Source organism: Synechococcus sp. RS9907, from assembly GCF_014279615.1.
Taxonomy (GTDB): domain Bacteria; phylum Cyanobacteriota; class Cyanobacteriia; order PCC-6307; family Cyanobiaceae; genus Parasynechococcus.
Genome location: NZ_CP047944.1, coordinates 1,098,238 through 1,122,637, shown reverse-complemented (window position 1 = coordinate 1,122,637; position 24,400 = coordinate 1,098,238). Strand labels below are relative to the sequence as shown.

Below are 24,400 nucleotides of genomic sequence, written 5' to 3'. Positions count from 1 at the left end.
GCCCACTATGTCAGGCATGGGCGAGACATGTTCAATCGAAATCCAACAGCTGCGCGAGCTGAAGGGACCTTTGGTGGACGTTCGGAGCCCCGGCGAATTTGCGAAAGGGCACTGGCCCGGGGCCACCAACGTGCCGCTGTTCAACGATGAGGAACGTGCCGCGGTGGGCACCGCCTACAAGCAGCAGGGACGCACACCAGCAATTCACCTGGGGCTTGAACTCACCGGCCCCAAGCTCAACAGCCTGGCGCGCCAATTGGAGAGCCTGCGTCAGCAGGGGGAACCACGGATCTACTGCTGGCGGGGCGGAATGCGCTCGGCCAGTGTGGCCTGGCTTGCCCAGCAGATTGATCTCAAGCCAAGGCTCCTTCAGGGGGGCTACAAGAGCTATCGGCGCTGGGTCCAAAGCCGCTTTGAGCAGATCTGGCCCCTTCGCGTGATGGGAGGCCGAACGGGAACAGGGAAAACCGATCTTCTGTTGGCCATGGCCGCGCGCGGTGCAGCCGTGGTTGATCTGGAAGGGCTGGCCAACCACCGCGGCAGCAGTTTCGGCGGTCTGGGTCTGCCGGATCAACCCAGCACCGAGCACTACGAAAACCAATTGGCTGAGGCCCTGGATCAACACCAACGCCGTGGGGCCACAGCCATCTGGTTGGAAGCGGAAAGCATCCAGGTGGGCCGCTGCCGCATTCCCAAGGCCCTTTTCGATCAGATGCAAGAGGCCCCTGTGCTGGAGATTCAGCGCGACCTCGGGGAACGGGTGAACCAATTGGTGCAGGTGTACGGCCACCAGGGGGGAGCCGCCCTGGCTGAGGCGACCGAACGGATCAGCCGTCGCCTCGGGCCCCAGCGCACCAAGGAAGCCCTCGATGCGATTGCCAGGGAAGACTGGGCCACCGCCTGCCGCGCAACGCTCGATTACTACGACCGCTGTTACGACCATGAACTGGCGCGATCGCCCAAACGCGCCACGATCGATCTCTCAGGGCTGAGCGCTGATCAAGCCGCCGAGACCTTGATCGACGGCGGGTTTGTTGAAATCCCCGATTAGGATCGACCCCATCGACGGTTCGAGAACGGCATGAGCAAAGCGGCGATTCAGTTCTTTCGGGGAGTCAACGAGCCGGTGGTGCCCGACATCCGTCTGACCCGCAGCCGCGACGGCCGCACCGGTCAAGCCACCTTCCGTTTCGAGCAGCCTGCTGCGATTGCTCCCGAAACCATGGGTGACATCACCGGAATGTGGATGGTGGATGAAGAAGGCGAAATGGTCACCCGCGAAGTGAATGGCAAATTCGTGAACGGCACCGCCAGTGCCCTTGAAGCCGTTTACTCATGGAAGTCCGAGCAGGACTTCGAGCGGTTCATGCGCTTCGCCCAGCGCTACGCCGATGCCAATGGCTTGGGTTATTCACAAAGCCAGGATTCCAATCAGACTGAAGGGGCCGACGACCGACAAGCTTGAGACTGCCCCAGTGGCTGTTACTGACAGCCTTCATTGCAGCCATCGTTCTGCTGTGGTCACTGCGTGAGCTGCTGCTGCTGATCTTTGCGGCAGTGGTTCTGGCCATGGCGCTGTGCACCTTGGTGGGCATTCTTCGCGAGCGGCGGCCGATGCAAAGGCCCCTGGCCCTGCTGCTCTGCATCGTTGGGTTGTTGTTGTTGGTCGCCGGTGCGGCTGGTGTTGTTGTCCCCCCGTTTCTCGAGGAATTCGCACTGCTGTTGCAGAAGCTGCCCGAAGCGGGTCAGACCCTGGTGCGGCTGGGACTCGGTTGGATCGACAGCATCAGTGAGGCCATCTATGGGGCCGATGCATTCCCCGACCTGGATCAACTGGGCCTGAACGGTCCACGCCAACTTGTGCCCGACAGTTCATCCCTCGCCGCTGGTGTGGGCAGTGGCTTGCTGGGTCTGCTCGGTTTGGCAGGCAACCTCGGCAACGGCGTCCTGCGGCTGTTGTTCGTGGTGGCGGTGGCTCTGATGATCAGCATTCAGCCCCAGGCCTATCGGAATATTGGCCTGCAGTTGATTCCCTCCTTCTATCGACGCCGGGGGCGTCGCATCCTGGATCAGTGCGGTGCTGCCTTGAGCAGCTGGATGGTGGGTGTGCTGATCAGCTCCCTGGCCGTGTTTGTGCTTTGCAGCATTGCGTTAACGCTGTTGGGCGTGAAGCTCGTTCTGGCCAATGCACTCCTGGCAGGGCTGTTGAACGTGATCCCCAATGTGGGGCCAACCATGAGCACGATCTTCCCGATGGCGGTGGCTCTGTTGGATGCCCCCTGGAAGGCCGCTGCGGTGCTGGGTGCCTATGTGGTGATCCAGAACATCGAGAGTTACGTGATCACACCATCGGTGATGCACCACCAGGTGAAGCTGCTGCCCGGATTGACTCTGGCGGCTCAGTTCCTGTTCACACTCCTGTTTGGCCCCCTCGGCCTGCTGATGGCGCTGCCTTTGGCGGTGGTGCTGCAGGTGATCATCCGTGAAGTCGTGATCCACGATGTGTTGGATCGCTGGAAACGCCTGGAGCCGGTTCGATGACCGCCGGCACGTTTCTCATTGCACTCACCTTGGTGGTGCTGGTGCTGTTGCTCTGGCACCTGCGTTGGGTGCTGCTGGTGCTCTTTGGCGCCGTGGTGGTGGCCGTCGCCCTGGATGTGCTGATTGTTCAGGTTCAGAAGCGAACCCCACTGGAGCGGCCCCAGGCCCTGGCAGCCGTGCTGGGGATTTTGATCTTGGCCGGGGGGCTGCTGGGGCAACTGCTGGTGCCGGAACTGATCAGCCAGTTTCAGCAACTGGGACGGGATCTGCCGCAGTTGGTCAGCAAGGTGTCCGACCTGCTGAGCAGTGAGCCGCGTCTGGCGCAGCTGAATGACGCTTTGGGGGAGGGCCTCAATCTGAAAGGACTGCAGCCGTTGCTGGGGTTCGCAGGAGGTGCAGCGAACTCGCTGATTCAACTGTTCTTGATGGTGCTGCTCGCGATCCTGCTGGCCTTGGATCCAAGCGCCCACAGGCGCATGCTGGTGGCCATGACGCCCCGACCCGCCCGGGAGCGGATGGAGCACCTGCTCGACGAGTGCAGGCAAGCGTTGGGGGGTTGGCTCAGTGGCATGACCCTCTCCGCCACCACCGTTTTTCTGCTGACCTGGGGCGGCCTGTTGCTGCTGAAATCACCCCTGGCCCTGTTGAGCGCCCTGGTGTGTGGGCTGCTCACGTTCGTGCCAACCATCGGGCCCACGGCGGCAACGCTGCTGCCCACGGGATTGGCCCTGCTGCAGTCGCCGCAATTGATGCTGTCGGTGCTGGTGTTCCGGCTGGTGCTGCAGAACCTGGAGGCATTTCTGCTCACACCACTGCTGCTGCGCAAAACCGTGAATCTGCTGCCAACGGTGGCCTTAACGGCTCAGCTCAGCCTTGGTGCTCTACTCGGGCTTCCGGGCGTGCTGCTGGCCCTTCCTTTGGTGGTGGTGCTTCAGGTGTTGATGCAGCGGGTGGTGGTGCAGCAGATCATGGATGGCTGGGCTTAAAACGAAGATTCAGCCCCTAGCTGCAAATGCAGCAAGATCCAGTACCTCACTACGTTCCTAGCAATAGGCATTGCACTAGGCAGCGTTTCTGAACGCTCGATTGTGTCCGTAATAGCCACAGAGGTGGCCAAACTTTTTGGCGGGACTGACCCACTGCCACACGCTGTTGAGCTGCACACTCCGACGGAGTCAGCTCCAGGAGGAAACTCGGTCCCGACAATCTGGACACTGGGCACCAACGTGGCGAGACGCAGTGGACTGGATTACAAAAGAGGATTAGAAAAGGTGTAACCCTTGGCTGCTGCATCGCATGCCTAAGTTCAACCCCAAGAAGGTCGCCAAGGTCAAAGCCTTCGACCCTGGTGCCAGGTACAGCGTTAAGGACATCAATGGTGGAACCTTTGCCATTGCCCACAACAAGAAGGAACTGAAGCAGCTCATGAAGAGCGATGCGGACGTCGTCTACGACGAAAGCAAAGGCAAGCTGTACTTGAATGCCAACGGCGAGAAGAAGGGCTGGGGCGTGAAGAAGGGTTGGGGCGAGAAGAAGGGTTGGGGCAAGAAGAAGGACAGTGGACTGATCGCCAAGTTCAAAGGCAAGCCTGAGTTGAATGCTGAGAACCTCGAGGGATTCTCGGCTCATCTAGGCAATACCAAAGAGGAAATTGATTCTTTCCGGCATACGCTCTCTGACACAGAAGAAGCTGACTTGCTGGTTAACTTCACGCTAAAGCCCAAAAGGACATTGAAGAGAGTCATTAAGGATGGGAAGAAAGAGGGCTATAATTTTGACCGAGATGAGCTGGCTGATGCACTTGAAGAAATGGACAAAGGGGGTGCATTTATTGATATCGAGCTGGATGCGTCTGCGATAGAACTTATTTCTTCGCAAGGAGGAGCGGTGGGAAGAGGCACTGGCAGTTCATGCTGAATCAAGGTGTTGACCTGAGTGAACAGCCCCCGTCAAAAGGCGTAGCAATCATGAACCTCTCATAGGCACATAACACAACACGATAACGGCAGATATTATCTATTCAATATGTGACGGTGGCACCAAAAGGAAAAGTGCATATCAAGAAAGAATGGCTGTGGCCGATGTTGAGGCTGCGCCCAAAACCTTGATGGTTGATTTGGATGATGAGGAATGGCTAAGACGGAAGAGGGACGGCTTGGACTTGATCTTGCAAATTTTCAAAACTTGGCTTAAACCACGAAATTCTATTTGAGCAAATTAAAAAAATACAAGAAATGGATGGCAAAGCGGCTTAATTCATTTAATGAGTTTGAGCCCAGCACAGATAAACTTATAATTGATATTGCTCCTTTTGGAATAATCGAATCTCCCGAGATTCACATCGCGCGGTCTAAAAAAGCCTTCAGAAAAGCCAAAAAATCAAAAAGTTCATTCATTTACGATAAAAAAATGGACTCTTGTACTTCAATGAGAACGGCGAAGACAAAGGATTGGGGAAAGGTGGTGTTATTGCGTTGTTTCCAAGGAAGCTTTCATTAAAAAAAAGCTCGTTCGAAGTAATTGATTCCAATAGTTCCCCGCAGGAACCAACGCCAGCAACTGAGTCTGTATTTGAATTCGGACCACGTCCGACGGAGGTCATCTCAGAGAATTTTTATGGGTCCATCGATGTGGGAGAAGAAGTCGATCGCTTTTCGATCTCGGCTTCGGTTGGTGATGTGATGAAGTTGTCGGTAGTCGCAACTGATGGCACCTGGCCATTGGTTCGTCTAGTGGATGCGGAGGGGCGCGTTGTGGCTCCTGCCAGCTCTTACAAGAGTGATTCAGCCTCGACGTCTGGTTATCGCGTCGAAGGCGCAAGTGGTCTGGTCGCTGAGGTGTATGCCCAGCTCTCCTTCACGGGGACCTACACACTAGAAGTGGAGCGCTACAAAAGTGACGCTCCGCTGCGCTCGATTGCCCAGGACCTCCTCATTCTCCTAGACCAGGAAGCCATAGAAGCCGCAGATCAATATGCATCTCACTATCTATTTTCTGATGAGGGACTGATTTATGTCTCGTTCGGAGCAAGCCTGACAGACGAACACAAGCGCTGGTGGGAAGACGTCTTGGCAGCGACGGACGCCTTGATTGAGCCGGAATTCGTGGTAGTTCCGCAAGGCCATATTAAATCGCAAATGGTGCTGGAACAAACCTCTGCGTCGAATATCGGTGATGGTGCGGTAGGGATTCATCAGGGCCCGAGCTACACCTGGTCTGAATTAGCCGATGGAGGAAAGTACAACTATCGTCGAGCTGCACAGCTCGGATCCATCACCCTTTCAGAAGGAGTGTATTCCCACGCATCGCGTTTTGCAGGTTCGCTTGAAGCAGGCTGGAAAAGCACTGCCTTTCACGAGTTGGGGCATGCCTTAGGACTGGAACATCCCCACGACAGCTCTGATGACGATGCGGATCATGTCATTGATACCAATGGCACCGTGATGTCCTACGAGAAGGCACAGGATTCCGATGGTGATCCTGGTTTCACAGATCTGGACATAAGAGCGCTTCAGTTTGTCTACGGCTCTGAATCTGGTGTTTCCATACCGTCGCCACTGACGGGTGTGCCGCTGCTGATCGAGAGTCGCACGTTTGATCTCTCGGAACGCTGGAAGGCGCCAAAGCTTTCAGCAGCTTGGGTGGAAGGAAGCAGTGTGCAGGAACCAAGTTCGGGGCTATCGACCAAAATCCTTCAGTTGACACGTTCGGATGGTCATTTGGAGATCGAGTCCAAGATTTGGCTAGATTTTGACCTCGACCCTGAAGTTATGAATTGGAATTCTCGTACGGGATATTCCGAGGGTTTTCACGATGTGCTGATCCTTGGTAATTCGGTTACATTTCAATCGGGTGAAGCCACAGCTCTATTTGAACTAACCATCGTTGCGGGTAATCATACAGAAAACGATGAATGGCTGGATGTAACAGTGTATCCGGAGTACTCCCACCACTACAGCGCGGTTCCTGAGGCGGCGCTACGCCTCACCATTATTGATGCCTAAGGGGGCGGCTTCACCAAACAATCAAAAGTTGCTTTGATCTTGAATCGATCTAAAAGCAACCATAAACAAGAGACAACATATGCACTTAATAGACCGAGAAATTAATCAGAGAACTATACCTTTAAGATATTATCGCCGGCATGGATCACGCTTAGAGCACGATATTCAAGCAATGAAATCAAATATCCGTCCAAGCTTTAAAAGCTCCGAAGCGAGAAAACTGAGGAGTGAACTGCATATTAACCTGGCTTGCTCTAAAAAACATTAGCCGAAAAACAACAATTACCAATTTAGCGCAAGCAGATTGCATGAGCAACTAGGCATCAAAAAGGTGATAATAATTTTGCATCTGAATCCATGAGTCACATATTGGCTTGAACTTTTTGGTCACAAGTCGATGTAGTTTCCTGTTAGCAGGATGTGAAATGAAGTATGCCGAGTGAATTGGATATCCAACAGATTGTTCATCCTGAAAGGATGGTCTTGTACAAAAATGAGCAGCACGTATCACATCACAGAGCAATGCCAATGGAGCTCCAGAATGCTCCCAGCCAGGATCAACCCAAAGCTTTCCATAACGTAGAGTTTCCTCAGATATTAAGTGACACATCAACCATCCAATAATTCTATTTTTACTTATAAGCACTCGACTGTACTGAATAGAAGGTTCCCAATCATAAGAAGCTTCATCTGGATCCCAAGGGAGTCCGAGATTATTAGCTTTTGAAAAAGCAAGTCGTTCCTTCCAGCACTCCAAATAACTGGGGTCATATGACTCAATTCTCCACTGAGCATAAACTTGTTTTCGTTGAACAGCCTGCTCAAGACGCGATAATACAGGCCCGAACTTATGGATATTAGAAAGTCGGACTACAACTTTGCCTGGCTTTTGAATCCATGAGCCATCAGAAGACATAAGCTCACGAACAAAATCTCCATACTGTCCACTTTCAGGACAGCTAATGTGAACTCCAGCGCAGCCTTCGTTTGCAGAAAATGTTAAGGCATGTCGCAATAGTGCAGGACCGAGCAGATGGGCTAGCTTTGGTGAAGCGAATGCAATACTTACAATACTTAAAATTAGTGATGAGGCATTGTCATGAATAAAATGATTGACCAACTTAGCGACTAGCACACCACACTTGGCCGCTTCGGCCTCATCACTCTCTTGATGAATCTGAATGCCCCAAATCAAGAATCCTTTTTGCTGGTTTTGGCCTGCAGGAAGCTGACTAGAAATCCAAGAAAGCTGTAGGGGTGTAAAAAATCGTAACCAACCGCGATCAACAGGATCACTAAGTTGCTGGATAATAATTTTCATTCACTGATTGAAGAAGAAAGCAAATCTTCAAGGAAGAATCAAACGGGACATTTAAATAGTAACCATGTAAATCCGATTTTTCAATAGAAAGTCAAATTAAACGATGGATCCGCCAGGAATATAAATCCAACTATCAACAACTCAATAATCAGCAATTGCAGAGATTGCATAAATGAAATATCAAGCATCAACGCGTATCAAAACCCAACACCATGGCCGCGTTGCCTGTTGTAGTCAACGCCGGTAATGTGGTCAAACTGACTGATCGCACACACTACGCCACCAGATTTGTTCTGCTTCATGGCTGCTAAGCAGCAGCCATCAGCGTTTGGATTGACCCGCTCAGCAGCTCTTTGCGGTCGATGCCGGATTCATCCAGATCGTCCTTGATCTGCGCCCACGCCTTCTTCAACAGCCGGTAGCCCTGCGCTCTGGAGACCCCCCACGTCTGTCTCGCATGAGCAAGACAAGCGGTGTTGGGCTCGCCGTTCAGGATCATTCCCTGGAGCTGGTCGACTCGCTCGGCGGACTCTGCTGAGGTGGCTCTTGCCATTGCCCATCAAACAGTAAAAACAGCTGGTAGTACCAGCAAAGTGTGGTGACAAGAAATTAGTTTGGCATGGGTGAGCCTTTTATGAATTACTCTGAAATTGAGAGGATTTCCGTACTTTCGAGTGGAGAGAAACGATTTCGGCTCAATTCTGGCCACTAGACACCGGGCGAAAGCCTCAGCATCAGATGCTTCCCGATAGGTCTGACCAATAGCCTGATCAAAATCCATCATTCGCTGACCTCTACTGCAGTTCGAAGACTTTGGTGGTTACTAATGGGGCCATCTACTGGTGTAAAAGATGAATCGTCACCAACATCAAACGCTGAATGCTAACGCTCAACAACCATTTCACAACGAAGACGGTAAAAAATTAGATCAGTCGGAATAGGCTTCTGAATATTAGAAATAAAAACAATGTATATCAGTTCAATCAGCTTGGATCATTTGGGTAAACCAAAATCAATCAGTTCTATCGTTCTTTTGATTGCTCAGATCAGAAGACAAGGCTCGCCTGTTCAGACCTTACAGACCACTGAAGAATATTACGAATTAGTTCATCAACCTATCAACTCCAAAACAAATGCATGGAACTCCCTTTACCTGAAAAGCTATTTCCGACATTAAAAAGGATTTATGCGAATGATTGTAATTAAATAATTACTACAAATCATCTAGCCAATAAACAGCACCATGCCACTTTCAATTGTGAAAGCAAGGAACATTCTATTGGCTAAAGCAAGCAAAATATAAGATACTCAAAGGCTGTGAAAATTAGTCCCTACGGCACGAATACCTGGCAAGCACTTAGCTACAAGCAGCCTGCTCATGATGAGCAAGCATACAAGCCAGAAAACTGCCAAAAACACTCAAATAGGCTTCATTCATTATTTAATACAAAAAATTCCGTGTAGATTTTTCAGGTATGCAAAATTAAACAAAACCTCGACAGCCACCCGGCTAATAGCTAAGATAATGGTCTAACAAGAGAAATCACAATGTCACATCCAAGTGATTCGCATTCAGATTTGCCTACCAAGCAGTCGGTCGAGCACATCCTTAATTGGTTTCCAGAAGATTATGACTTTAGGGTTTTTCAGAATTATATGTATGGGAGCAGTCAAGGGCAAACTTTTTATTATTGGATGTATTCTGATGAGCCAAATATTATAGAAATTGGACGCGGTGGTGTAATCAATCAATTCGTTGAAGCAAGGCCTGTACGCGGAGAAGACTATGAGTGGGCAATAGATTTATTTGAAAGCCTAGATGAATTACTAGAATTAGATTTTGAGTTGACGAATAATAAGGACCAGGCTAATTTTCGTCTTTATGGTACGACTGGACACAACCTAGATGGTTCAGGCGGTTTTGCAGATGGAACTCAACTCTTAAACGTTGGCTATACAGACATTATCGTCAATGTTGGCGAACTGAACTCAGATATGGAGGCAAATGATCCGAGGAACACATATTTAGCTCTTCATGAAATAGGTCATGCTCTAGGCCTATCCCACCCGGGCCTCCCTCCTATCTACGAGACGCGAACAACAATGGGATTTTCCGGGATTAGAGATATTCCTAGTTGGGATCTGTATCACAGCAAGGATACTATTATGAGCTATAATCATCACTCAAGTGGACCAGGTCAGACCTATACAGAAGGTGATATCCTGGCCCTCCAAACAATATGGGGTGAAGAGGGAGAATACACATCCCCCAGTATTATTCGCTCCAATAAAGGCAAAGGAAAAATGAAAGCAGGCAAGGGTACTACAACATTTTATTTTGACAAATTTGATAAATTTAAGAACAAAAATGCAGACAAAATTATTAATTTTGAGGCCAGTCGTGGAGACAAAATTGCCTTCAACGAACTTGCGCTTCCTGGCCTGAAAGACAAAGATACCTTTTCCTTTGTCTCAGTAAAAAACTCAAGAAAACTCAAAAGGCTGTCTAAAAAGGGTTACGACATTATCTATTTTGAGAAAAAGGGATTTCTTTACGCTGATGGAAATGGGTCTCAAAAGAATTGGGGAGCAAAGGATGAAGGAGGTCTTTTTGCAAAAATCGCCAAAAACACAAGCTTGAATGTTGATGATTTTATCTTCTATGATGTTTAGCAGGGTCTTGTATTCAAACCCGCGAGCGATTCAAATATGCATTTATAGCTCAGGGTTTCTAAATTGAATAGTTAGCGAATAGTTTAATATTCAGATTGAATATCAATGTCCCAGTATTACTAATTAATTTAAATATAATGGCATTGCTGGAGTATCACTCACATTCTTGAATACGTGTTAAAGCTCTACGACTCCCAGGTTGTTACTGGGTATTGGTCGTCTATTTGCCTCTAGCCATAAAAGGTTTTATAGATTCTATTGGTTCTGATTAACTAAATCGAAACTTTTGCTGCATTTCATGCAGCTCATGACTAATCAAAGCTCGGGTAACAATGCTGAAGACCAACTGAAGAAACTACCTCCCCTCCTGTTCGCTAGGGCAGAGTGACCCAGCAGTTGAAACTGAAACGGGCCTCATATTGTCCCGAAACTCTTCAGTTAGAGAATTAAACTCAATTACGCCATCGACTCCAATCATTTTAGCATTAAATGTTGTTGACAGAACCAATAGTTGCTGGCAGAAAAACACGAGGTATGTACTGTATATGTGATCTGGATGATACGGAAATTTCTCTCGCTTATTTATCTATTGAACATGTGATTAGTTCACTTGTTGACCTACATAAGTGACCCATTATAAAATGGGTAGCCACTACTTACAGCAGTTGGGGCCTATTTCAGAAACGAGGCAGCCAACCATTGAGAATGCTCTTACTGCTTCAAACTCGCAGATCAACTGGGGCACTTATTTTGCAACTAAAATGAGCTTATGGATACGCATCAACGGCTAATTTCTGTCTCATATAATATGGAGTTAAATCTGGCTCTTGTGTGAAATTTCTCCTTTGTATTGCCACAATTCTCTCAACGGCATGTCCGGTATTGGCTGAAACCCGAATCTATGGCCCCTTGATCCTTGATTTTGATCGCGCTCAAAAAATGGGACAATCAATTGTTGTCCCATCTAAAAACTCTCAAGGACAACCGCTTTTCATTGCAGTTCTTTGCACAGAGCGCTTGTTTAATTTTACTAGTTCTGAATCAAAATGGAATGATTGGGGTGAGCCGGCGAATATTCACGAGGCTAGAATTATTGCGGATGTATGTAACTTTATTTGATAAAAGCGAAGCCACCTGCTCGTCAACTATCCTCGTCATTGGAAGCTGACATGAACCGTACAAACCTGATAGGTTCGGACATGTAAAATACGGACCTAATAGGAAATAGGAGGACCTTAAAGGTATAAAGCACACAATGCAGGGCAAGCAATTTATATCTTCAAACCTACCCTTACGGCACCATTAATATCAGCAGTTCGCCCTTTGATGTGGCAGGAGACCTGCATGACTTGCCGAACGCAACATTACTTCTTAATGCTTGGCCCTACAGCGCAGCACTAGGAAGCATCACTCCTAGCAACAAGAGGTTTTCCACGCTATGTACATGCAGACTTGGCTTAGGGTCAACGACTCCTAACCGACGAGAGAGAAGACGGTCTACAAATACGAAGACGGATGGTGCTTTTAGCCCGACGATCCATGCATGCGGTTGGAACACGCTTTGGTTCAGATCTGAAGGAGTCAGCAGAAGCTATGCAAGCCAAGGCTGACTGCATGCGAACGGTGACTTTCAGGAAAGATGTCACTCCTGAGCTGCCGTTCAGGCGGCTTGCATTAACGGTAGCTGCCCTGGTTCATTGAGTTCATCTGGCGGCTGATTGATCCAAACCACCTCCGGTTGATGCCAACACCTGGTTGACCTTGAGCAACGTCTTGGATGGCGCTGACGGGCCTGTTCATACACGACAGAACGGTGCCTGCAGATCTCCGTAGCCTGGCCATCGTGAAGTTGCTGAGGCGTCACGAATTTGATCTCGCTGTGACGGTGCCGATGGTTGTACCAGTCGACGAACGCAGCGACCCACTCACAGGCCTGCCCTCTGGAGGAAAAGGGCTTGCGGGGGTAATCAGGCCGATATTTCAATGTCCTGAACAGCGATTCTGAGTACGGGTTGTCATTCGACACCCTTGGCCTCGAAAAGGATCTGAGCACACCCAGTTCCTCCAGCCGGCTCTCCAGCGTGGCGGCACGCATGGCGTTGCCGTTATCGGCATGGAGCACCAGGGGGTGCTTCCTGCCCTTGCAGATCCTCTCTCTCAGGCAAGCCCGACTCACCAGATCCGCAGCAATGGCTGGATCCTCACGCTCATCCACTTCCCAGGCCACCACTTTGCGGCTCCAGACGTCGATCACCAGGTAGAGGTAGAGCCAGATCCCACGCACGCTGGTGGGCAGATAGGAGATGTCCCAACTCCATACCTGGTTCGGACCTGTGGCCCGCAGCCGTGGAACTTGTCTGGGCTCCTGCGGGAGCCTGGCGCGACCACGTCGGTGAACCTGGTCATGGTCGTGGAGTACCCGGTAGAAGCTGCTCTCTGAACCGATAAAGATCCCCTGGTCAGCCAGATCCGGCACGATCTGACTCGGTGGCAGCGCGGCGTACAGGGGTTGATTGCAGGTGAGCAGAATCCGCTGACGTTCCTCGGCGGTGAGGCGATGGGAAACTTGGCGGCGGCTGCCTTGACGACGATCCTCACCGTTCCCATCACCCAGAAGGCGTTGGCGCCAGCGCTTGAGGGTGCGCAGGCTGATGCCGATCTCACCGCAGGCGTTGACCAGGCCCGCACCAGCGGCATGGGCCTCGTTGATCAACTCAATCGCCTTCTGGCGTTGGGAGGCACGAGTCAGCCTTCCGCGTCCTCCGAGCAGAAGGCCTCCCACTTTTTTCGCAGCATCAACAAGGCCGCCATCTCAGCCATGGCTTTCTCCTTGCGCCTCAGCTCCTGCTTGAGAGCCTTGATCTCCCGCTGTTCCTGGGCGCGGAGCTTCTCCAGCTCCTTCTGCTCTTTCCTGGTCAGAACCGGCTTCTCATTGGCATCCTGCGCGGCCTGCCACCAACGGTCCACTTGCTCCGGGTAGAGGCCCTTCTGGCGGCAATAGGCGCTGAGCTCGGTGGCATTGAGCCCAGCGGTTTCCAACACCACCGTGAACTTGTCAGCAGCGCTCCAGCCCTCAGGTTCCTTCTCCGATGCCGGCACCACCTTCCCCTGCAGTCGCCAAGTCTTCCTCCACTTGTAGAGGGTGATCACGTGGATGCCCAGCTCTTCTGAAATCCGCGCCACGCTCTGACGCATTGGCGGACTCATTCGCTTCCTCACATCAGCTTTGACGGCCTCGCTGTAACGACGCATTGCTCATGTCCTCAAGCCCCCGGGTGTACTGATCAGAGGGGTGACAACTTTCCTGAAACCGGGGGGAACGGTGAAGCTCTATCGCGAGGACTACACACGAGGAGAAATCGGCTCGAAGTCCACTTACGACACCGGTCTCTATGACGACAGAGCGATGCGGAGGTGACAGAGGAAATTGCCGCGAGGTTTAGGAACCTTAGAAAAGTCGTTCAACCGAAACAACCAAAGGGGGAAACTCCTATGTGAGTTGCGCTCAGAGAAGAAGACGCTTACTTAGAAGTTGTGGCCACACTATCGTTCAAATCGCTTGTTAATACTGGCTTCCTCATGGATCGCTGGGGCTATAAATCCAGCCATGAGGCCTGTATCCGCACAAACATCTGGTAGCAAGGGTCACACCTGAGACCCGACCTGCATGCGTATTTTTGCGGGGTCGTGAGAACGACGCGTCGAGCCTTGGGACTCTTGGGAGAGGGTCCCGTTTTTTTCGAGCAGATCAGAGCAGCTGACGCCGCTTCTTGTCTGTCGAATCACGCTCCCGCTCAACCGCTTGCCAATAGGCCGCAGAAACCGCGACCTCCTGGCCACGCTCGATCTTGTTCAAGCGCGTCTTCAGAGCCTCAACCTCAGCACGCAAGCCGAAGACCACCTCGCTGAGACCAGGATTCAACTCCATGGAACCTGAGCAACCAATTGAGTCGTAACTCAGCCTTTACAGGCCATGACGTTCACCCCGATACCAAAGAAGCCAGCTTGACGCTCTTCAATCCAATAATGTGTCCAAGAGGTCGTGAGACGAGCGGGCTTGGACGTCATCTTCAATTTCTCCCGTTACGAGGAACTGAGGCAGGCCGTGATGCAGCTGGTTCGCGAGAATCTTGACCCCGATTTGCTGCAAGAGGAAGCCCACGATCTGTTCGAATCGTGGTGGGCCTCAACCCACAGCCAGGGGCAGTGGAACGCCGAGGTAAAACAACGCACCTGGGATTCGATCTGGCGGGAATTCGGCAACGGCTCCAAGCGCTAACCGAAACGGCGCCAGAGAGAGCCGGAACCCAGCAAGACCAGCACAGCGAGCTGATGATGCCGAATGGCATAACCAAGCCCTGTGATCGTGAACTGATCACTGAGCAGCAGAACTTCGGTGCGCAGATCAGCCAGAGCCAGCAGGATCAACAGAATTGGAAACCATCGGGCCGAAACAGCACGACGTCTCCGCTCTGAATTACCGCTGGATTTAGTCACGGGAGCGGTCCCATAGCGTGAGCAACGAGGGTGCCAGGGCGATGCTCGACCAGGAACCAACAACAACCCCGAGTGCGAGGGCGATGGCAAACCAATACAGCGTTGCTCCACCGAAAAACACGAGCGCCAAGAGAGGCAGCAGGGTGGTCCCGCTGGTGTAGAGCGTGCGGGTCAGGGTGGCGGACACCGCTTGATCCACCTGCACTGAAAGCGGCAGGTCGGCAGCATCCTTGCTGCGTTCACGGATGCGATCAAAGACCACCACCGTGTCGTTGACCGAATAACCAGCAATGGTCAGCAATGAAACCGCAAAGAGGCTGTCCACCTCCAGCTGGAGCACAACCCCAAGCCAGGCAAAAACTCCACAGACGATCGCCACGTCATGGGCCAGCGCCACCAGGGCGAGAAACGCGTAGCGGCGGTCGTAGCGGAAGCTGATGTAGGCCGCAATACCACTGAAGGCCACCAACAGAGAAATCAGACTGCTGCGCAGCAATTGTTTGCCCAGGCTCGGCCCGATCGTGTCGACCGATTGACCACCGGAGAGGAATGGCCCTGCAACGGGTTCAACCGCCTCAATCACCGCTTGGCCCTGGGCAGCCGACAACGTTGGCAGGCGCAGCAACAACGACTGACCGCCATCCAGAAGCTGCACCCGGGGAGCGCCCAGGTTGGGGAGAGGTTGGCCCTCCTCCTGAGGCAGCTCCAGGCTGCGGATCACATCCGAGACATCAATCGCCTTGAGCTCAGCGCAGGCGTCATCACAACGGCGTTCCAGTTGGATCTGTGTGCCGCCGGTGAAATCCAGACCCGGACGGAGGGGAGCACGAATCGCAGGGTCCAACCAACTGAGCAGCAAGCCAAGCAGGCTGATCAGAACCACCAGACCAGAGATCAGCCACACCTTGCGGCGCATGCTGCTGAGGGACCAGCGCAGGCTGAGGACCGTGGCCGCTTGTGCCGATGACGAAGCTTCAGTCATGGTTCAGGCGGTGGGGGAAGGAAGTTGCCCGGTGGGCAGAAAATTGCTGGCACGACGCAGACCGGCGTAGCCCATCAGGAAACGAAGCAGGGTGCGGGTGCACGTCAGGGCTGTGAACAAACTCAGCAGAACACCAATGCCCAGGGTCGCTGCAAAGCCCTTGACCAGGCCGGTGCCGAGGAAGAACAGAGCTGCGCAGCTGATCAGCGTGGTCAGGTGACCATCAACGATCGATGAAAAGGCTTCAGAGAAGCCTGTATCGATCGACCGGATCAAGGTGTTGCCCCGCCGTAATTCGTCCTTGATCCGCTCAAAGATCAGCACATTGGCATCCACAGCCATGCCGATCGAGAGAATGAAACCAGCGATTCCCGGCAACGTGAGGGTGACCGGAATCAAGGCGTACACCGCCAGGTTGAACAGGGCATAAAGGCTCAGGGCCATCACGGCCACCGCCCCCGGCAGGCGATAGGCCACCACCATGAACACCGCCACCAGAGCCAGACCCGAGAGGGAAGCCACGAGGCTGCGGCGGATGTTCTCTGCTCCCAGCGTGGGCCCGATGGTGCGGACCTCGATCACTTCAACCGGGAGGGGCAGGGAGCCGCCGCGCAGCTTCACCTCCAGCTCACGGGCCGTTTCGGCGCTGAAATTGCCACTGATGGTGGCTGCTCCACCTGAGATTCCTGCGCTTTTGAATTGGGGGCCAACGCTGGCTGCACTGATCAGCTGATCGTCCAAGGTGATGGCCAGCAACCGGTCGGTACCGGCAATCGATTTGGTGAGATCAGCGAAGGCCTCAGCACCCTCACCATCGAAATTGAGGGTCACCTCCCAGTTGTTCGGATTGTTCTGGAGCGGTTGGCGGCCTGCTGTCACCAGCTGCTTGCCCGTCAGCGCTGCCGGCTCGAGCATCGTGAGCAGATCAGAATCAACTTTGTTCAGAAGCTGACGCAGCTGCTCCTCCTCTGAGCTGGCCTGGCCATCAAGACCCAGGGTCTGCTGGGTTGACTTCAGCTGATCCAGATCCAGAGGCTCCGGGGTCTCACCACGGCGGATCTGATCCTCACGCAACCTGAGGATCGCTTCCACCTGGGAACGGAGCTGTCTCAGCCCACGGAACTCAGCCTCGGTGTCGGCCTTTTGGGCACGAAACTCGAGCAGGGCCGTATCACCCAGAACCCGCGCGGCGGCGGTGGGATCCTGCTCGCCGGGGAGCTGCAACACCAGCTGCGACTCACCCACCGTCTGCAGGGTGGACTCAGCCACACCAAGACCGTTGACCCGACGATCGAGCACGGCTTTCACCGCTTCCATCTCTTCGGCGCCAACCCGGGTGATCTCGCCGGCTGGCTTCACTTCAACGGTGAGCTGACTGCCGCCCCGTAGATCGAGGCCCAGTTCCAGCGGCGAACGAACCAAAAACATCCCGGCGGCGATCGCCAGGGCAAGAACAAGGGCAAACCAACCCTGATAACGCGCCATCAACGTCAGATGCCCTTGTTGACCAACGCCTGAGCCGCCTCAACGATCTGATGCGGCTGAATGATCGTGAGGTTCTCCAGGGAACCGTTGTAGGGGGTGGGGATGTCCTGACTGGAAAGACGCACAGGCCGGGCATCCAGGTCGTCGAAGCACTGCTCGGTGATCAGCGCAATCAACTCAGCCCCGATGCCGCCGGTCTTCATGCATTCCTCCACCACGATCACCTTGTTGGTCTTGCGGATGGAGCGGCTGATTGTCTCCATGTCGAAGGGCTTGAGGCTGATCAGATCGATCAGTTCAACGCTCACACCCTCCGCCTCCAGTTGCTCCACAGCCTTGAGACAGTGATGACGCATCCGGGAGTAGGTGAGGATCGTCACATCGGTGCCTTCCTTCACCAGATCCGCCTGGTCGAGTGCACAGGTGTAGTCGCCTTCGGGGAGCTCCTCACTGAGGTTGTACAGCAGGACGTGCTCGAAAAAGAGCACGGGATTGTTGTCGCGAATCGCGGCCTTCATCAGGCCTTTGGCATTGGTGGGCGTGCTGCAGGCCACGATCTTGATGCCGGGAACGGCATGGAAGTAGGCCTCAAGCCGTTGGCTGTGCTCAGCGCCAAGCTGACGACCCACACCGCCGGGGCCGCGCACCACGGTGGGAATGGTGAAGTTGCCCCCGCTCGTGTAGCGGAGCATCCCCATGTTGTTGGAGATCTGGTTGAAGGCCAGGAGCAGGAAGCCCATGTTCATGCCCTCAACGATCGGCCGGAGACCGGTCATCGCAGCACCAACCGCCATTCCGGTGAAGCCGTTCTCAGCAATTGGTGTGTCGAGCACCCTGAGATCGCCGTATTTCTCCGCCAGATCCTTGGTGACCTTGTAACTGCCGCCGTAATGACCGACGTCCTCCCCCATCACGCAGACGTGGGGGTCTCTCCCCATCTCCTCGTCGATGGCTTCCCGAAGGGCGTTGAAGAGAAGTGTTCCTGCCACGGCGTCACAGTGATCCCGGCCTATCCGGGTGGTGAGGCCAAGCTATCTCAGTCAGCGCAGGGTCAACCGCCGGCCGCGAAAGTGAACAGCAACAACACTGAAAGCAGCATGGCCGGAGACAGCAGCAACGCCAGCTGGCCGAGGTCGTGGGGCGTCATCCGAACCCTGGCAATGAGCGGACGCTAGGCAGGGTTCTGACCGCGAGCCGTAAAGAGACTGCGAAGAAACACCAGGGTCAGACCAAGGGCCACAAAAGCGGTGCTGAAGGTGGCCAGGAAGGACAAACCCACCAGCAGGGTCTTCAGGGTGACGGCGATGTTTTGGGCAATCGGCGAGCTGTAGTGCGGGGGATGAACGGCGAAGTACACCACCATCCGCCGACTCAACCCCAGGGCAAGCCAGGCCAAAAGCCCAGCCGTCAGCGCTCCGGAGAGAAAACTGAGCGGACCTTTGCGCGGATCCCGTGGTTCGGGGCTCTCTGGTGTGGGGACATCAGTCATGCCTCGATCCTCACGCCATCGCTGCGGAGGGCGCAAGACCAGGCCTTCAGGCCGGCGCGCTCCAGCTGAGGAGCAAGCTGATCCAGCGCCTGGCGGCACGACGCCAGATCGGAGAACAGCCCGAAGCAACTGGGTCCAGAACCGCTCATGGCCACCGCCAAGCTTTGGGGAACGCTGTTCAATAGATCGAGCGCCGAACGCACCGCAGCTGTTTCGGGGGCCACCACGTCCTGCAGGTCATTGCGCAAAGGAGGTGGCAGATCGCTGCGCAATGGCTGGAGCCAATCAACGCTGCGCAAGGCTTGCCGGCGTTGTTCAAAAGCCGCCTCATCCGCGAGGTAGTGGGATTGCTTGAGTTCGCGGCAACGCTTGTAAGCCCAGGGCGTTGAGACGCTCACCGTGGGGTCTTTGACCAAGAGCACCGCCAGGGGTTGGGGCGTTGGCGGCACGGCTTCCAGTTGTTCGCCTCGCCCGAAGCAGAGCTGACATCCTCCGGCCACACAGAAGGGCATGTCGGAACCGAGCTCAGCGGCCATTCGCTCCAGATCCGCGGGGCTGTGGCCCAAGCCCCACAGAGCATTCAGACCAACCAGTGCCGCGGCGCCGTCGCTGGAGCCACCAGCCAGGCCAGCACCGATGGGGATGCGCTTCTCCAGATGAATGGACGCCCCCAATTCACTGAAACCCGAACGATCCCGCAGCAACTGGGCGGCCCGGAGGATCAGGTTGTCGTCGCCGACGCTGAGGCTGGCGTCATCGCAGGTGAGGCTGAGTTGTGCATCGGCGGTGTTCTGAAAGCTCAGGCGATCCGCCAAGTCGATGCTCTGCATCACCATGGCCAGCTCATGGAAACCGTCCGAACGCAGCCCCAGGACCTCCAGGTGCAGGTTGACTTTGGCCGGGGCCGACACCGTGATCATGGTGGTTGTTCAGTCGCCCCGATTCAAACCCCTGGCCAGGGCGACCCAGGTGGCGGGCGCGAGTTCCTGGGGGCGTTGCTGCAGGCTGAAACCCGCAGAGGCCGCAAGATCCTTCAGGCGGTTTGGCTCAGCCACACCCGCCAGGGTGTTGCGCAACATCTTGCGCCGCGCCAGAAACGCCTGCTTCAGCAGCGATTCCACCCGGGCGGCCAGGGCTGGCCCCACCCGCTCCGAGGCCGGCAAGGGCTCCAGGCAGATCACTTCCGATTGCACCTTTGGTGGCGGCTGGAAACAGCGCGGCGGCACCGGACACACCGAATGGCACCGGGCCAGCAACTGCATGCGAACACTCAGGGCGCTGAAGCTGCTGTGGCCCGGCCGGGCACGAATCCGCTCAGCCACCTCTTTCTGCACCAGCAACACAAGCCGTTGGTAGGGCGGATCCACCGGCCGGTCCAGTCGGCCCACCAACCGCTCCAGCAGTGGGCCAGTGATGTTGTACGGGATGTTGGCCACCACCTTGTCGGCGATGCGTCCATCACTTAATTCCAGTGGGGCATCAAGAACATCGCCTTGATGAAGGCTGAACCCAGGCTGAACCTCAAAACGCTCTCGAAGGCCTTGCACCAGATCGCGGTCGAGCTCAATCGCATGCACCGCCTTCAGCCCCGCGGCCAGCAGACGCTCGGTCAACGCCCCGCGACCGGGCCCCACCTCAAGCACCCGATCGGTGGACTGCAGATCAGCGGCTTCGATGATTCGTTGCAGCACGGATTCGTCCCGCAACCAGTGCTGACCGAAACGCTTGCGGGCGTGATGTCCGGAGAAACCCATGGGTCAACTGTGCATCAGCACAGCCGTTCCACATCAATCCAGCGAATCGTTCGACAGGGTGCTGTTAAGGGAACAAGAGCCAGCTTGACCCGAAGCAGCTGCTCAGCTGATGCCGGATGCACCGCTCTCCAGCAACTGATCGCGCGAGCCATGCGGCGCCGTTTGGCGGAATGAAAGGCATCGAGGCCATGGCGGTCGTGATGCCCCGTGCGACGCCCCTTCACCTCCACCACCAGCAGCAGCTGCTGCCGCTCCAGCACCAGATCGAGCTCGCCCCAGCGGCAGTGCCAGTTGCGGTCCAGCAACCGCCATCCCTGCGCTTCCAGCTGCTGCAAGGCCTGCTGCTCCGCCCAGCCACCGCTGCATTGACACCCCACAGACTTGAACCATCACGTCCTGGTTCAAACCATTCCCCCCTGGAACAGTTCTAGGGTTCAGCGGTGATGGTTTCGATCATGCGCAGACGCTTCACGGCCGTACTGATCTCTCTGGTGGTGTTCTCATGCCAGTGGCTGTTGGCGGCTCCGGCCCACGCCGCGATGGATGTGGCCAAACAGGTGCTGATCGGTGCCGACTACTCGAACAAGGACCTGCGGGGGGCCACCTTCAACCTCAGCAACCTGCGCGAAGCCAACCTCTCCGGATCGGATCTTCGGGGAGCCAGCCTCTACGGCGCCAAGCTGCAGGATGCCGACCTCAGCGGCACCGACCTGCGCGAAGCAACCCTCGACGCCGCTGTGATGACTGGCACCAACCTTGAGGACGCCGTGCTGGAGGGAGCTTTTGCCTTCAACACCCGTTTCAGTGATGTGTTGATCACAGGAGCTGACTTCACCGACGTTCCCATGCGAGGAGACCAACTCAAAAGCCTCTGCGCCGTTGCCGACGGAACGAATTCCGTCACGGGCCGCAGCACCCGCGAGAGTCTCGGTTGCGCTTGAACCATGAGTTTTGATCCCCGCAGCCTTGAGCGCCTGCGTGAGTTGGGGCGTCAACTCCCTGCGCGCCTGCCGGAACCGGAGAAACCTGCGGCAGCGCCCAAAGCCAGCCAGGTTCGCCATCGCGTTGAAACCGAGAAGAACCCCGAAGAGCTCTTCCGGGAACTGATGAAGGCCAGTCAGGACGGCACCGTTCCTGAGCACCTGATGGACCGCCTCAAACAGTTGGAGGCTCAACGCAAACCATCAGCACCACCGTCGCCGTTCAACAGCAACAACGACTCTCCAGACCTCGCCGTACCAGTGCGCAGCCAGCCCGGACCGGGAAAAAACACCCAGCCGAAACGGCCGAAGGTGGCCCCGGGCAGCGAGGAGGAAAGCCTTTACGTGGCTTTCGGGCAGCTGCTGCTCGAGGACGAAGGAGACGACGTTTGAACCCGGCTCGTTGCCGGATTCTTGCGGTGGGCAAAGTGCGGCGTGGCTGGATTCAGGACGGCATTGACCTCTACCTCAAACGCCTGCCTGGGTTGACCATCAGCGAACTGCGCGACAGCAACCCAGACAAGGAAGCCGATGCCATCAGGGCAGCCCTGCGGCCCGATGAAACCCTGATTGCGCTGATGGAACAGGGCGACACCTTGGCGTCGGTTCCCTTCGCACAACGACTCGAGCAATTCGGCAACCAGCGGCTGGCCTTTGTGATTGGTGGAGCCGACGGTCTCACCGCCGAGCTCAAGGAGCAGGCCCAATGGCGACTGAGCCTCTCCCCGATGACCTTCCCCCACGAACTGGCGCGGCTGATGCTTGTGGAACAACTGTTCCGGGCCCAGGCGATTGTCCAAGGCAGCCCCTACCACCGCGCCTAGGGTTCAGCGATGGCCGCTGATCTCTCCCCCTCGACCATGCGTCTGGCTCTGCTGTCCCCGATTCACGGCCAGTCGATTGATCACATCGCCCGACAACTGGAGAACTACAGGGTGTTTCTTGCGCCCTTCGAGCTGCATCATTACTTCCACGTGTCTCTGGAGAGTCACCCTGATCTCCAATCCGAGCTGACCGCCTTCGCCGAGCGGGAGGGGTACAGCATTGCCTTCACCAAACGAAGGCAGCCCACCTGGCGGCCCTGCACGGCCTATGCCCTGTGTGAACTGATCAAAACGGCGCTTGCCGATCACCAGATCCACGACAAAGTCCTGATTCACACTGATACCGATCTGCTGGTGTCCGCCAAAGCCAAAGATCAGCTCCAGAACCACCGCATTGGCTGCGGCAATAGGGCGTTTCGCTACGACAAAAAAAGCGCTTGGAAATGGTCAGCTCCAGCCGTCGCTGATCCTCGACTCAAGCGCTTTACCACAGAAATGCTGGACGGAGACGTTTCAAAACTCCGTAGCGGGCGAGTTTGCGGTGCCTACATGCCCTGGTCAGTCTTCAAAACCTTCGGTGTCATTTACAACTACTTCTTCAAAGACAATTACTTCAAGAGAAAGACACATCGCATCTGGCCGTTGGCTGAAGTCGCCATTCCCAGCATTCTTCATCTCCTGGAAGATCAGAACGCGATCTTTCAGCCGCCTCTGATCACAGTGCCCAAGAAAAAGAAAGTGTCCTGCAAAAGCATCGATCGCATAATTGAACGCCGCGACAGCTTCGGGCTAAAAAAAATTGCTCGCGACACCGACAGCGAGGCGTTTCACTACTTGATGCGCCTGCAGGCACAAGCTGCAGGTGAGTCCTGACCATGCTGCACGTCATCGACAACCTTCTACCCGCCAGCGCCCTTCAGGACCTACGCGACCTGTGTGACATCCACGGGCGACTCAAGGAGGAACACGACGGTGATGCTCAATTCAGCTGGCGACCCGAAACCGGTTCTCCCCGCTCGATTCACGCAGCGGCTCAGCAAGCCGTCGTCGATCACTACCTCGACGAGGTCCTGCTCCCTCTGGCAACACCGTTCGCACCCCAGCGGGCCGGAGTCGAGTGGTGGTGCAACACCAACAACGATCTCGACTGGCACATCGACAAGGACGAGCTGGAAGGTCGACGCAGCGGCCGTTTCCTGCTGCCGTTGCTGTCCACCGTGTTCTACCCCCACGTGAGCTGCGCTGGCGGCGAACTGCTGGTGGCCGATAGCCCTCCGATCGAGAACGGATACCAGGGGCCGTTACCCACATTCCGCTCGGTGATCTCGATCCCACCGGTGGTGAACCGTCTGGTGCTGTTCTCCCCAGGCATCCTGCACCGGATCAACCCGTTCGAAGGCGAGCGCTATTCCGTGGCCGTGAACATCTGGGAGCAAGCACCCCTCACCACAACGGCTGCAGAGCCACCGGCTTGAATTTTTCGATCGAAACCGTCCAGGCCCGCGGGGAGAAAGCCTGCAATCCCGCTTTGAACTTGGCCGTATCCCCCGTGTTCAACCAGTCCGCCTTGAGCCTGGGCACGTCCTCCGGCAGCCGTTCCATCGGCAGCTCCACCAGCAGCAGGCTGTCGGCTCCAGCCGCACGCTGCAGCACACCCTGATCACTGCGCTGCCACACCCGCAGCAACAGCTCCAGCACCAGAGCATGGCCTAACGCTTCCGGAGCCTCACCCTGCGGAGCCACATCTTTCTGAGACCGTCCCCCCAGGGGCAGGGCGCGCCGGCCCTGCTGATCGATCAGCGCCATAGCCACGAGGTAAGGGGAGTCAGCCATGCCGTTGCGAGCAAGAG

General features: G+C 55.1%; 27 protein-coding genes. 14 read left to right on the top strand and 13 right to left on the bottom strand.

From position 1 onward, the window contains the following. Positions 1-7: 7 nt before the first annotated feature. The 6 genes from mnmH to SynRS9907_RS06065 all read left to right on the top strand — a co-directional run bounded on the left by mnmH (position 8) and on the right by SynRS9907_RS06065 (position 6,545). On the top strand, positions 8-1,051 hold the full coding sequence (gene mnmH / locus SynRS9907_RS06090; protein WP_188022161.1) for a tRNA 2-selenouridine(34) synthase MnmH: 1,044 nt from the start codon (positions 8-10) through the stop codon (positions 1,049-1,051). Between the two features lie 30 nt (positions 1,052-1,081). Next, the gene (gene psb28 / locus SynRS9907_RS06085) at positions 1,082-1,465 is read left to right on the top strand and encodes a photosystem II reaction center protein Psb28 (RefSeq protein WP_188022160.1); all 384 of its coding nucleotides are present in this window, start codon (positions 1,082-1,084) and stop codon (positions 1,463-1,465) included. Then, positions 1,462-2,541, top strand: a complete 1,080-nt coding sequence (locus tag SynRS9907_RS06080) for an AI-2E family transporter (protein WP_188022159.1) — start codon at positions 1,462-1,464, stop codon at positions 2,539-2,541. Before psb28 ends, SynRS9907_RS06080 begins: the two co-directional genes overlap by 4 nt. Beyond that, on the top strand, positions 2,538-3,527 hold the full coding sequence (locus tag SynRS9907_RS06075) for an AI-2E family transporter (protein WP_188022158.1): 990 nt from the start codon (positions 2,538-2,540) through the stop codon (positions 3,525-3,527). Before SynRS9907_RS06080 ends, SynRS9907_RS06075 begins: the two co-directional genes overlap by 4 nt. Positions 3,528-3,837: 310 nt before the next feature. Then, positions 3,838-4,458, top strand: a complete 621-nt coding sequence (locus SynRS9907_RS06070; RefSeq protein ID WP_188022157.1) for a hypothetical protein — start codon at positions 3,838-3,840, stop codon at positions 4,456-4,458. A 500-nt stretch (positions 4,459-4,958) separates the two neighbouring features. Beyond that, positions 4,959-6,545, top strand: a complete 1,587-nt coding sequence (locus SynRS9907_RS06065; protein ID WP_188022156.1) for a hypothetical protein — start codon at positions 4,959-4,961, stop codon at positions 6,543-6,545. Between the two features lie 316 nt (positions 6,546-6,861). On the opposite strand, the gene SynRS9907_RS06060 is transcribed toward SynRS9907_RS06065, so the two are convergent. Both SynRS9907_RS06060 and SynRS9907_RS14020 read right to left on the bottom strand, forming a co-directional pair. Then, complete coding sequence (locus SynRS9907_RS06060; RefSeq protein ID WP_188022155.1) at positions 6,862-7,866, bottom strand: hypothetical protein; 1,005 nt, start codon at positions 7,864-7,866, stop codon at positions 6,862-6,864. A 307-nt stretch (positions 7,867-8,173) separates the two neighbouring features. Further along, the gene (locus SynRS9907_RS14020) at positions 8,174-8,365 is read right to left on the bottom strand and encodes a hypothetical protein (RefSeq protein ID WP_255446012.1); all 192 of its coding nucleotides are present in this window, start codon (positions 8,363-8,365) and stop codon (positions 8,174-8,176) included. 1,079 nt (positions 8,366-9,444) lie between these two features. Here SynRS9907_RS14020 and SynRS9907_RS06050 point away from each other — a divergent pair. Together SynRS9907_RS06050 and SynRS9907_RS06045 are read left to right on the top strand one after the other, a co-directional pair. Beyond that, positions 9,445-10,539, top strand: coding sequence for a hypothetical protein (locus tag SynRS9907_RS06050; RefSeq protein ID WP_188022154.1), 1,095 nt, complete (start codon positions 9,445-9,447; stop codon positions 10,537-10,539). 831 nt (positions 10,540-11,370) lie between these two features. After that, on the top strand, positions 11,371-11,658 hold the full coding sequence (locus SynRS9907_RS06045) for a hypothetical protein (protein ID WP_188022153.1): 288 nt from the start codon (positions 11,371-11,373) through the stop codon (positions 11,656-11,658). Positions 11,659-12,199: 541 nt separating this feature from the next. Here the strand turns inward: SynRS9907_RS06045 and SynRS9907_RS06040 are convergent. Then, positions 12,200-13,791, bottom strand: a protein-coding gene (locus tag SynRS9907_RS06040; RefSeq protein ID WP_370586624.1) for an IS3 family transposase whose coding sequence is annotated in 2 segments (ribosomal slippage) — positions 12,200-13,318 and positions 13,321-13,791 — 1,590 coding nt in all. Because the reading frame shifts where the segments join, the coding sequence is not laid out codon by codon here. A gap of 496 nt (positions 13,792-14,287) precedes the next feature. Next, positions 14,288-14,467: a hypothetical protein gene (locus SynRS9907_RS06035; RefSeq protein WP_188022152.1), complete on the bottom strand. Its 180-nt coding sequence runs from the start codon at positions 14,465-14,467 to the stop codon at positions 14,288-14,290. 129 nt (positions 14,468-14,596) lie between these two features. On the opposite strand from SynRS9907_RS06035, the gene SynRS9907_RS06030 reads away from it, so the two are divergent. Then, positions 14,597-14,818, top strand: coding sequence for a hypothetical protein (locus tag SynRS9907_RS06030; protein ID WP_114989039.1), 222 nt, complete (start codon positions 14,597-14,599; stop codon positions 14,816-14,818). Here the strand turns inward: SynRS9907_RS06030 and SynRS9907_RS06025 are convergent. The 8 genes from SynRS9907_RS06025 to SynRS9907_RS05990 all read right to left on the bottom strand — a co-directional run bounded on the left by SynRS9907_RS06025 (position 14,815) and on the right by SynRS9907_RS05990 (position 21,123). Then, entirely contained in the window at positions 14,815-14,967 is a 153-nt protein-coding gene (locus SynRS9907_RS06025; RefSeq protein ID WP_370586623.1) for a hypothetical protein, read from the bottom strand. The genes SynRS9907_RS06030 and SynRS9907_RS06025 overlap by 4 nt on opposite strands. A gap of 61 nt (positions 14,968-15,028) precedes the next feature. Beyond that, complete coding sequence (gene secF, locus SynRS9907_RS06020; protein ID WP_188022150.1) at positions 15,029-16,018, bottom strand: protein translocase subunit SecF; 990 nt, start codon at positions 16,016-16,018, stop codon at positions 15,029-15,031. A 3-nt stretch (positions 16,019-16,021) separates the two neighbouring features. Then, positions 16,022-17,503, bottom strand: coding sequence for a protein translocase subunit SecD (secD, locus tag SynRS9907_RS06015; RefSeq protein ID WP_188022149.1), 1,482 nt, complete (start codon positions 17,501-17,503; stop codon positions 16,022-16,024). A gap of 5 nt (positions 17,504-17,508) precedes the next feature. Further along, positions 17,509-18,492 (bottom strand): pyruvate dehydrogenase complex E1 component subunit beta, encoded by a 984-nt coding sequence (locus SynRS9907_RS06010; protein ID WP_011364166.1) that lies wholly within the window; start codon positions 18,490-18,492, stop codon positions 17,509-17,511. A 182-nt stretch (positions 18,493-18,674) separates the two neighbouring features. Beyond that, positions 18,675-18,992, bottom strand: coding sequence for a DUF3082 domain-containing protein (locus SynRS9907_RS06005; protein WP_188022148.1), 318 nt, complete (start codon positions 18,990-18,992; stop codon positions 18,675-18,677). After that, positions 18,989-19,912 (bottom strand): 4-(cytidine 5'-diphospho)-2-C-methyl-D-erythritol kinase, encoded by a 924-nt coding sequence (ispE, locus tag SynRS9907_RS06000; protein WP_188022147.1) that lies wholly within the window; start codon positions 19,910-19,912, stop codon positions 18,989-18,991. Before ispE ends, SynRS9907_RS06005 begins: the two co-directional genes overlap by 4 nt. A 9-nt stretch (positions 19,913-19,921) precedes the next feature. Then, positions 19,922-20,746, bottom strand: a complete 825-nt coding sequence (gene rsmA, locus SynRS9907_RS05995) for a 16S rRNA (adenine(1518)-N(6)/adenine(1519)-N(6))-dimethyltransferase RsmA (RefSeq protein WP_188022146.1) — start codon at positions 20,744-20,746, stop codon at positions 19,922-19,924. A gap of 14 nt (positions 20,747-20,760) precedes the next feature. Continuing rightward, positions 20,761-21,123 carry a YraN family protein gene (locus SynRS9907_RS05990; RefSeq protein WP_188022145.1) on the bottom strand — a complete coding sequence of 121 codons (363 nt, stop codon included), beginning with the start codon at positions 21,121-21,123 and terminating at the stop codon, positions 20,761-20,763. 78 nt (positions 21,124-21,201) lie between these two features. Here SynRS9907_RS05990 and SynRS9907_RS05985 point away from each other — a divergent pair, with 78 nt between their 5' ends. The 5 genes from SynRS9907_RS05985 (at position 21,202) to SynRS9907_RS05965 (ending at position 24,025) form a co-directional block, all read left to right on the top strand. Further along, a complete protein-coding gene (locus SynRS9907_RS05985; protein WP_186495107.1) occupies positions 21,202-21,687 on the top strand; it encodes a pentapeptide repeat-containing protein in 486 nt (161 codons plus the stop codon). Between the two features lie 3 nt (positions 21,688-21,690). Next, positions 21,691-22,119: a hypothetical protein gene (locus SynRS9907_RS05980; RefSeq protein WP_188022144.1), complete on the top strand. Its 429-nt coding sequence runs from the start codon at positions 21,691-21,693 to the stop codon at positions 22,117-22,119. Next, positions 22,116-22,550: a 23S rRNA (pseudouridine(1915)-N(3))-methyltransferase RlmH gene (locus SynRS9907_RS05975; RefSeq protein ID WP_188022143.1), complete on the top strand. Its 435-nt coding sequence runs from the start codon at positions 22,116-22,118 to the stop codon at positions 22,548-22,550. The genes SynRS9907_RS05980 and SynRS9907_RS05975 overlap by 4 nt, the downstream gene beginning before the upstream one ends. A gap of 111 nt (positions 22,551-22,661) precedes the next feature. Further along, positions 22,662-23,423 carry a hypothetical protein gene (locus SynRS9907_RS05970; RefSeq protein WP_255446009.1) on the top strand — a complete coding sequence of 254 codons (762 nt, stop codon included), beginning with the start codon at positions 22,662-22,664 and terminating at the stop codon, positions 23,421-23,423. 2 nt (positions 23,424-23,425) lie between these two features. Then, complete coding sequence (locus tag SynRS9907_RS05965; protein ID WP_188022141.1) at positions 23,426-24,025, top strand: 2OG-Fe(II) oxygenase; 600 nt, start codon at positions 23,426-23,428, stop codon at positions 24,023-24,025. On the opposite strand, the gene SynRS9907_RS05960 is transcribed toward SynRS9907_RS05965, so the two are convergent. Beyond that, positions 23,994-24,383, bottom strand: a complete 390-nt coding sequence (locus tag SynRS9907_RS05960; protein WP_188022376.1) for a hypothetical protein — start codon at positions 24,381-24,383, stop codon at positions 23,994-23,996. The genes SynRS9907_RS05965 and SynRS9907_RS05960 overlap by 32 nt on opposite strands. Positions 24,384-24,400 lie beyond the last annotated feature (17 nt).

What these genes read in the sequence shown, in the direction of transcription:
- mnmH (WP_188022161.1), top strand. Translation starts at nt 8, where the DNA reads ATGTCAGGCATGGGCGAGACATGTTCAATCGAAATCCAACAGCTGCGC.
- psb28 (WP_188022160.1), top strand. Translation starts at nt 1,082, where the DNA reads ATGAGCAAAGCGGCGATTCAGTTCTTTCGGGGAGTCAACGAGCCGGTG.
- SynRS9907_RS06075 (WP_188022158.1), top strand. Translation starts at nt 2,538, where the DNA reads ATGACCGCCGGCACGTTTCTCATTGCACTCACCTTGGTGGTGCTGGTG.
- SynRS9907_RS06070 (WP_188022157.1), top strand. Translation starts at nt 3,838, where the DNA reads ATGCCTAAGTTCAACCCCAAGAAGGTCGCCAAGGTCAAAGCCTTCGAC.
- SynRS9907_RS06060 (WP_188022155.1), bottom strand. Translation starts at nt 7,866, where the DNA reads ATGAAAATTATTATCCAGCAACTTAGTGATCCTGTTGATCGCGGTTGG.
- SynRS9907_RS14020 (WP_255446012.1), bottom strand. Translation starts at nt 8,365, where the DNA reads ATGATCCTGAACGGCGAGCCCAACACCGCTTGTCTTGCTCATGCGAGA.
- SynRS9907_RS06035 (WP_188022152.1), bottom strand. Translation starts at nt 14,467, where the DNA reads ATGGAGTTGAATCCTGGTCTCAGCGAGGTGGTCTTCGGCTTGCGTGCT.
- secF (WP_188022150.1), bottom strand. Translation starts at nt 16,018, where the DNA reads ATGACTGAAGCTTCGTCATCGGCACAAGCGGCCACGGTCCTCAGCCTG.
- secD (WP_188022149.1), bottom strand. Translation starts at nt 17,503, where the DNA reads ATGGCGCGTTATCAGGGTTGGTTTGCCCTTGTTCTTGCCCTGGCGATC.
- SynRS9907_RS06005 (WP_188022148.1), bottom strand. Translation starts at nt 18,992, where the DNA reads ATGACTGATGTCCCCACACCAGAGAGCCCCGAACCACGGGATCCGCGC.
- ispE (WP_188022147.1), bottom strand. Translation starts at nt 19,912, where the DNA reads ATGATCACGGTGTCGGCCCCGGCCAAAGTCAACCTGCACCTGGAGGTC.
- rsmA (WP_188022146.1), bottom strand. Translation starts at nt 20,746, where the DNA reads ATGGGTTTCTCCGGACATCACGCCCGCAAGCGTTTCGGTCAGCACTGG.
- SynRS9907_RS05985 (WP_186495107.1), top strand. Translation starts at nt 21,202, where the DNA reads ATGCGCAGACGCTTCACGGCCGTACTGATCTCTCTGGTGGTGTTCTCA.
- SynRS9907_RS05980 (WP_188022144.1), top strand. Translation starts at nt 21,691, where the DNA reads ATGAGTTTTGATCCCCGCAGCCTTGAGCGCCTGCGTGAGTTGGGGCGT.
- SynRS9907_RS05965 (WP_188022141.1), top strand. Translation starts at nt 23,426, where the DNA reads ATGCTGCACGTCATCGACAACCTTCTACCCGCCAGCGCCCTTCAGGAC.
- SynRS9907_RS05960 (WP_188022376.1), bottom strand. Translation starts at nt 24,383, where the DNA reads ATGGCTGACTCCCCTTACCTCGTGGCTATGGCGCTGATCGATCAGCAG.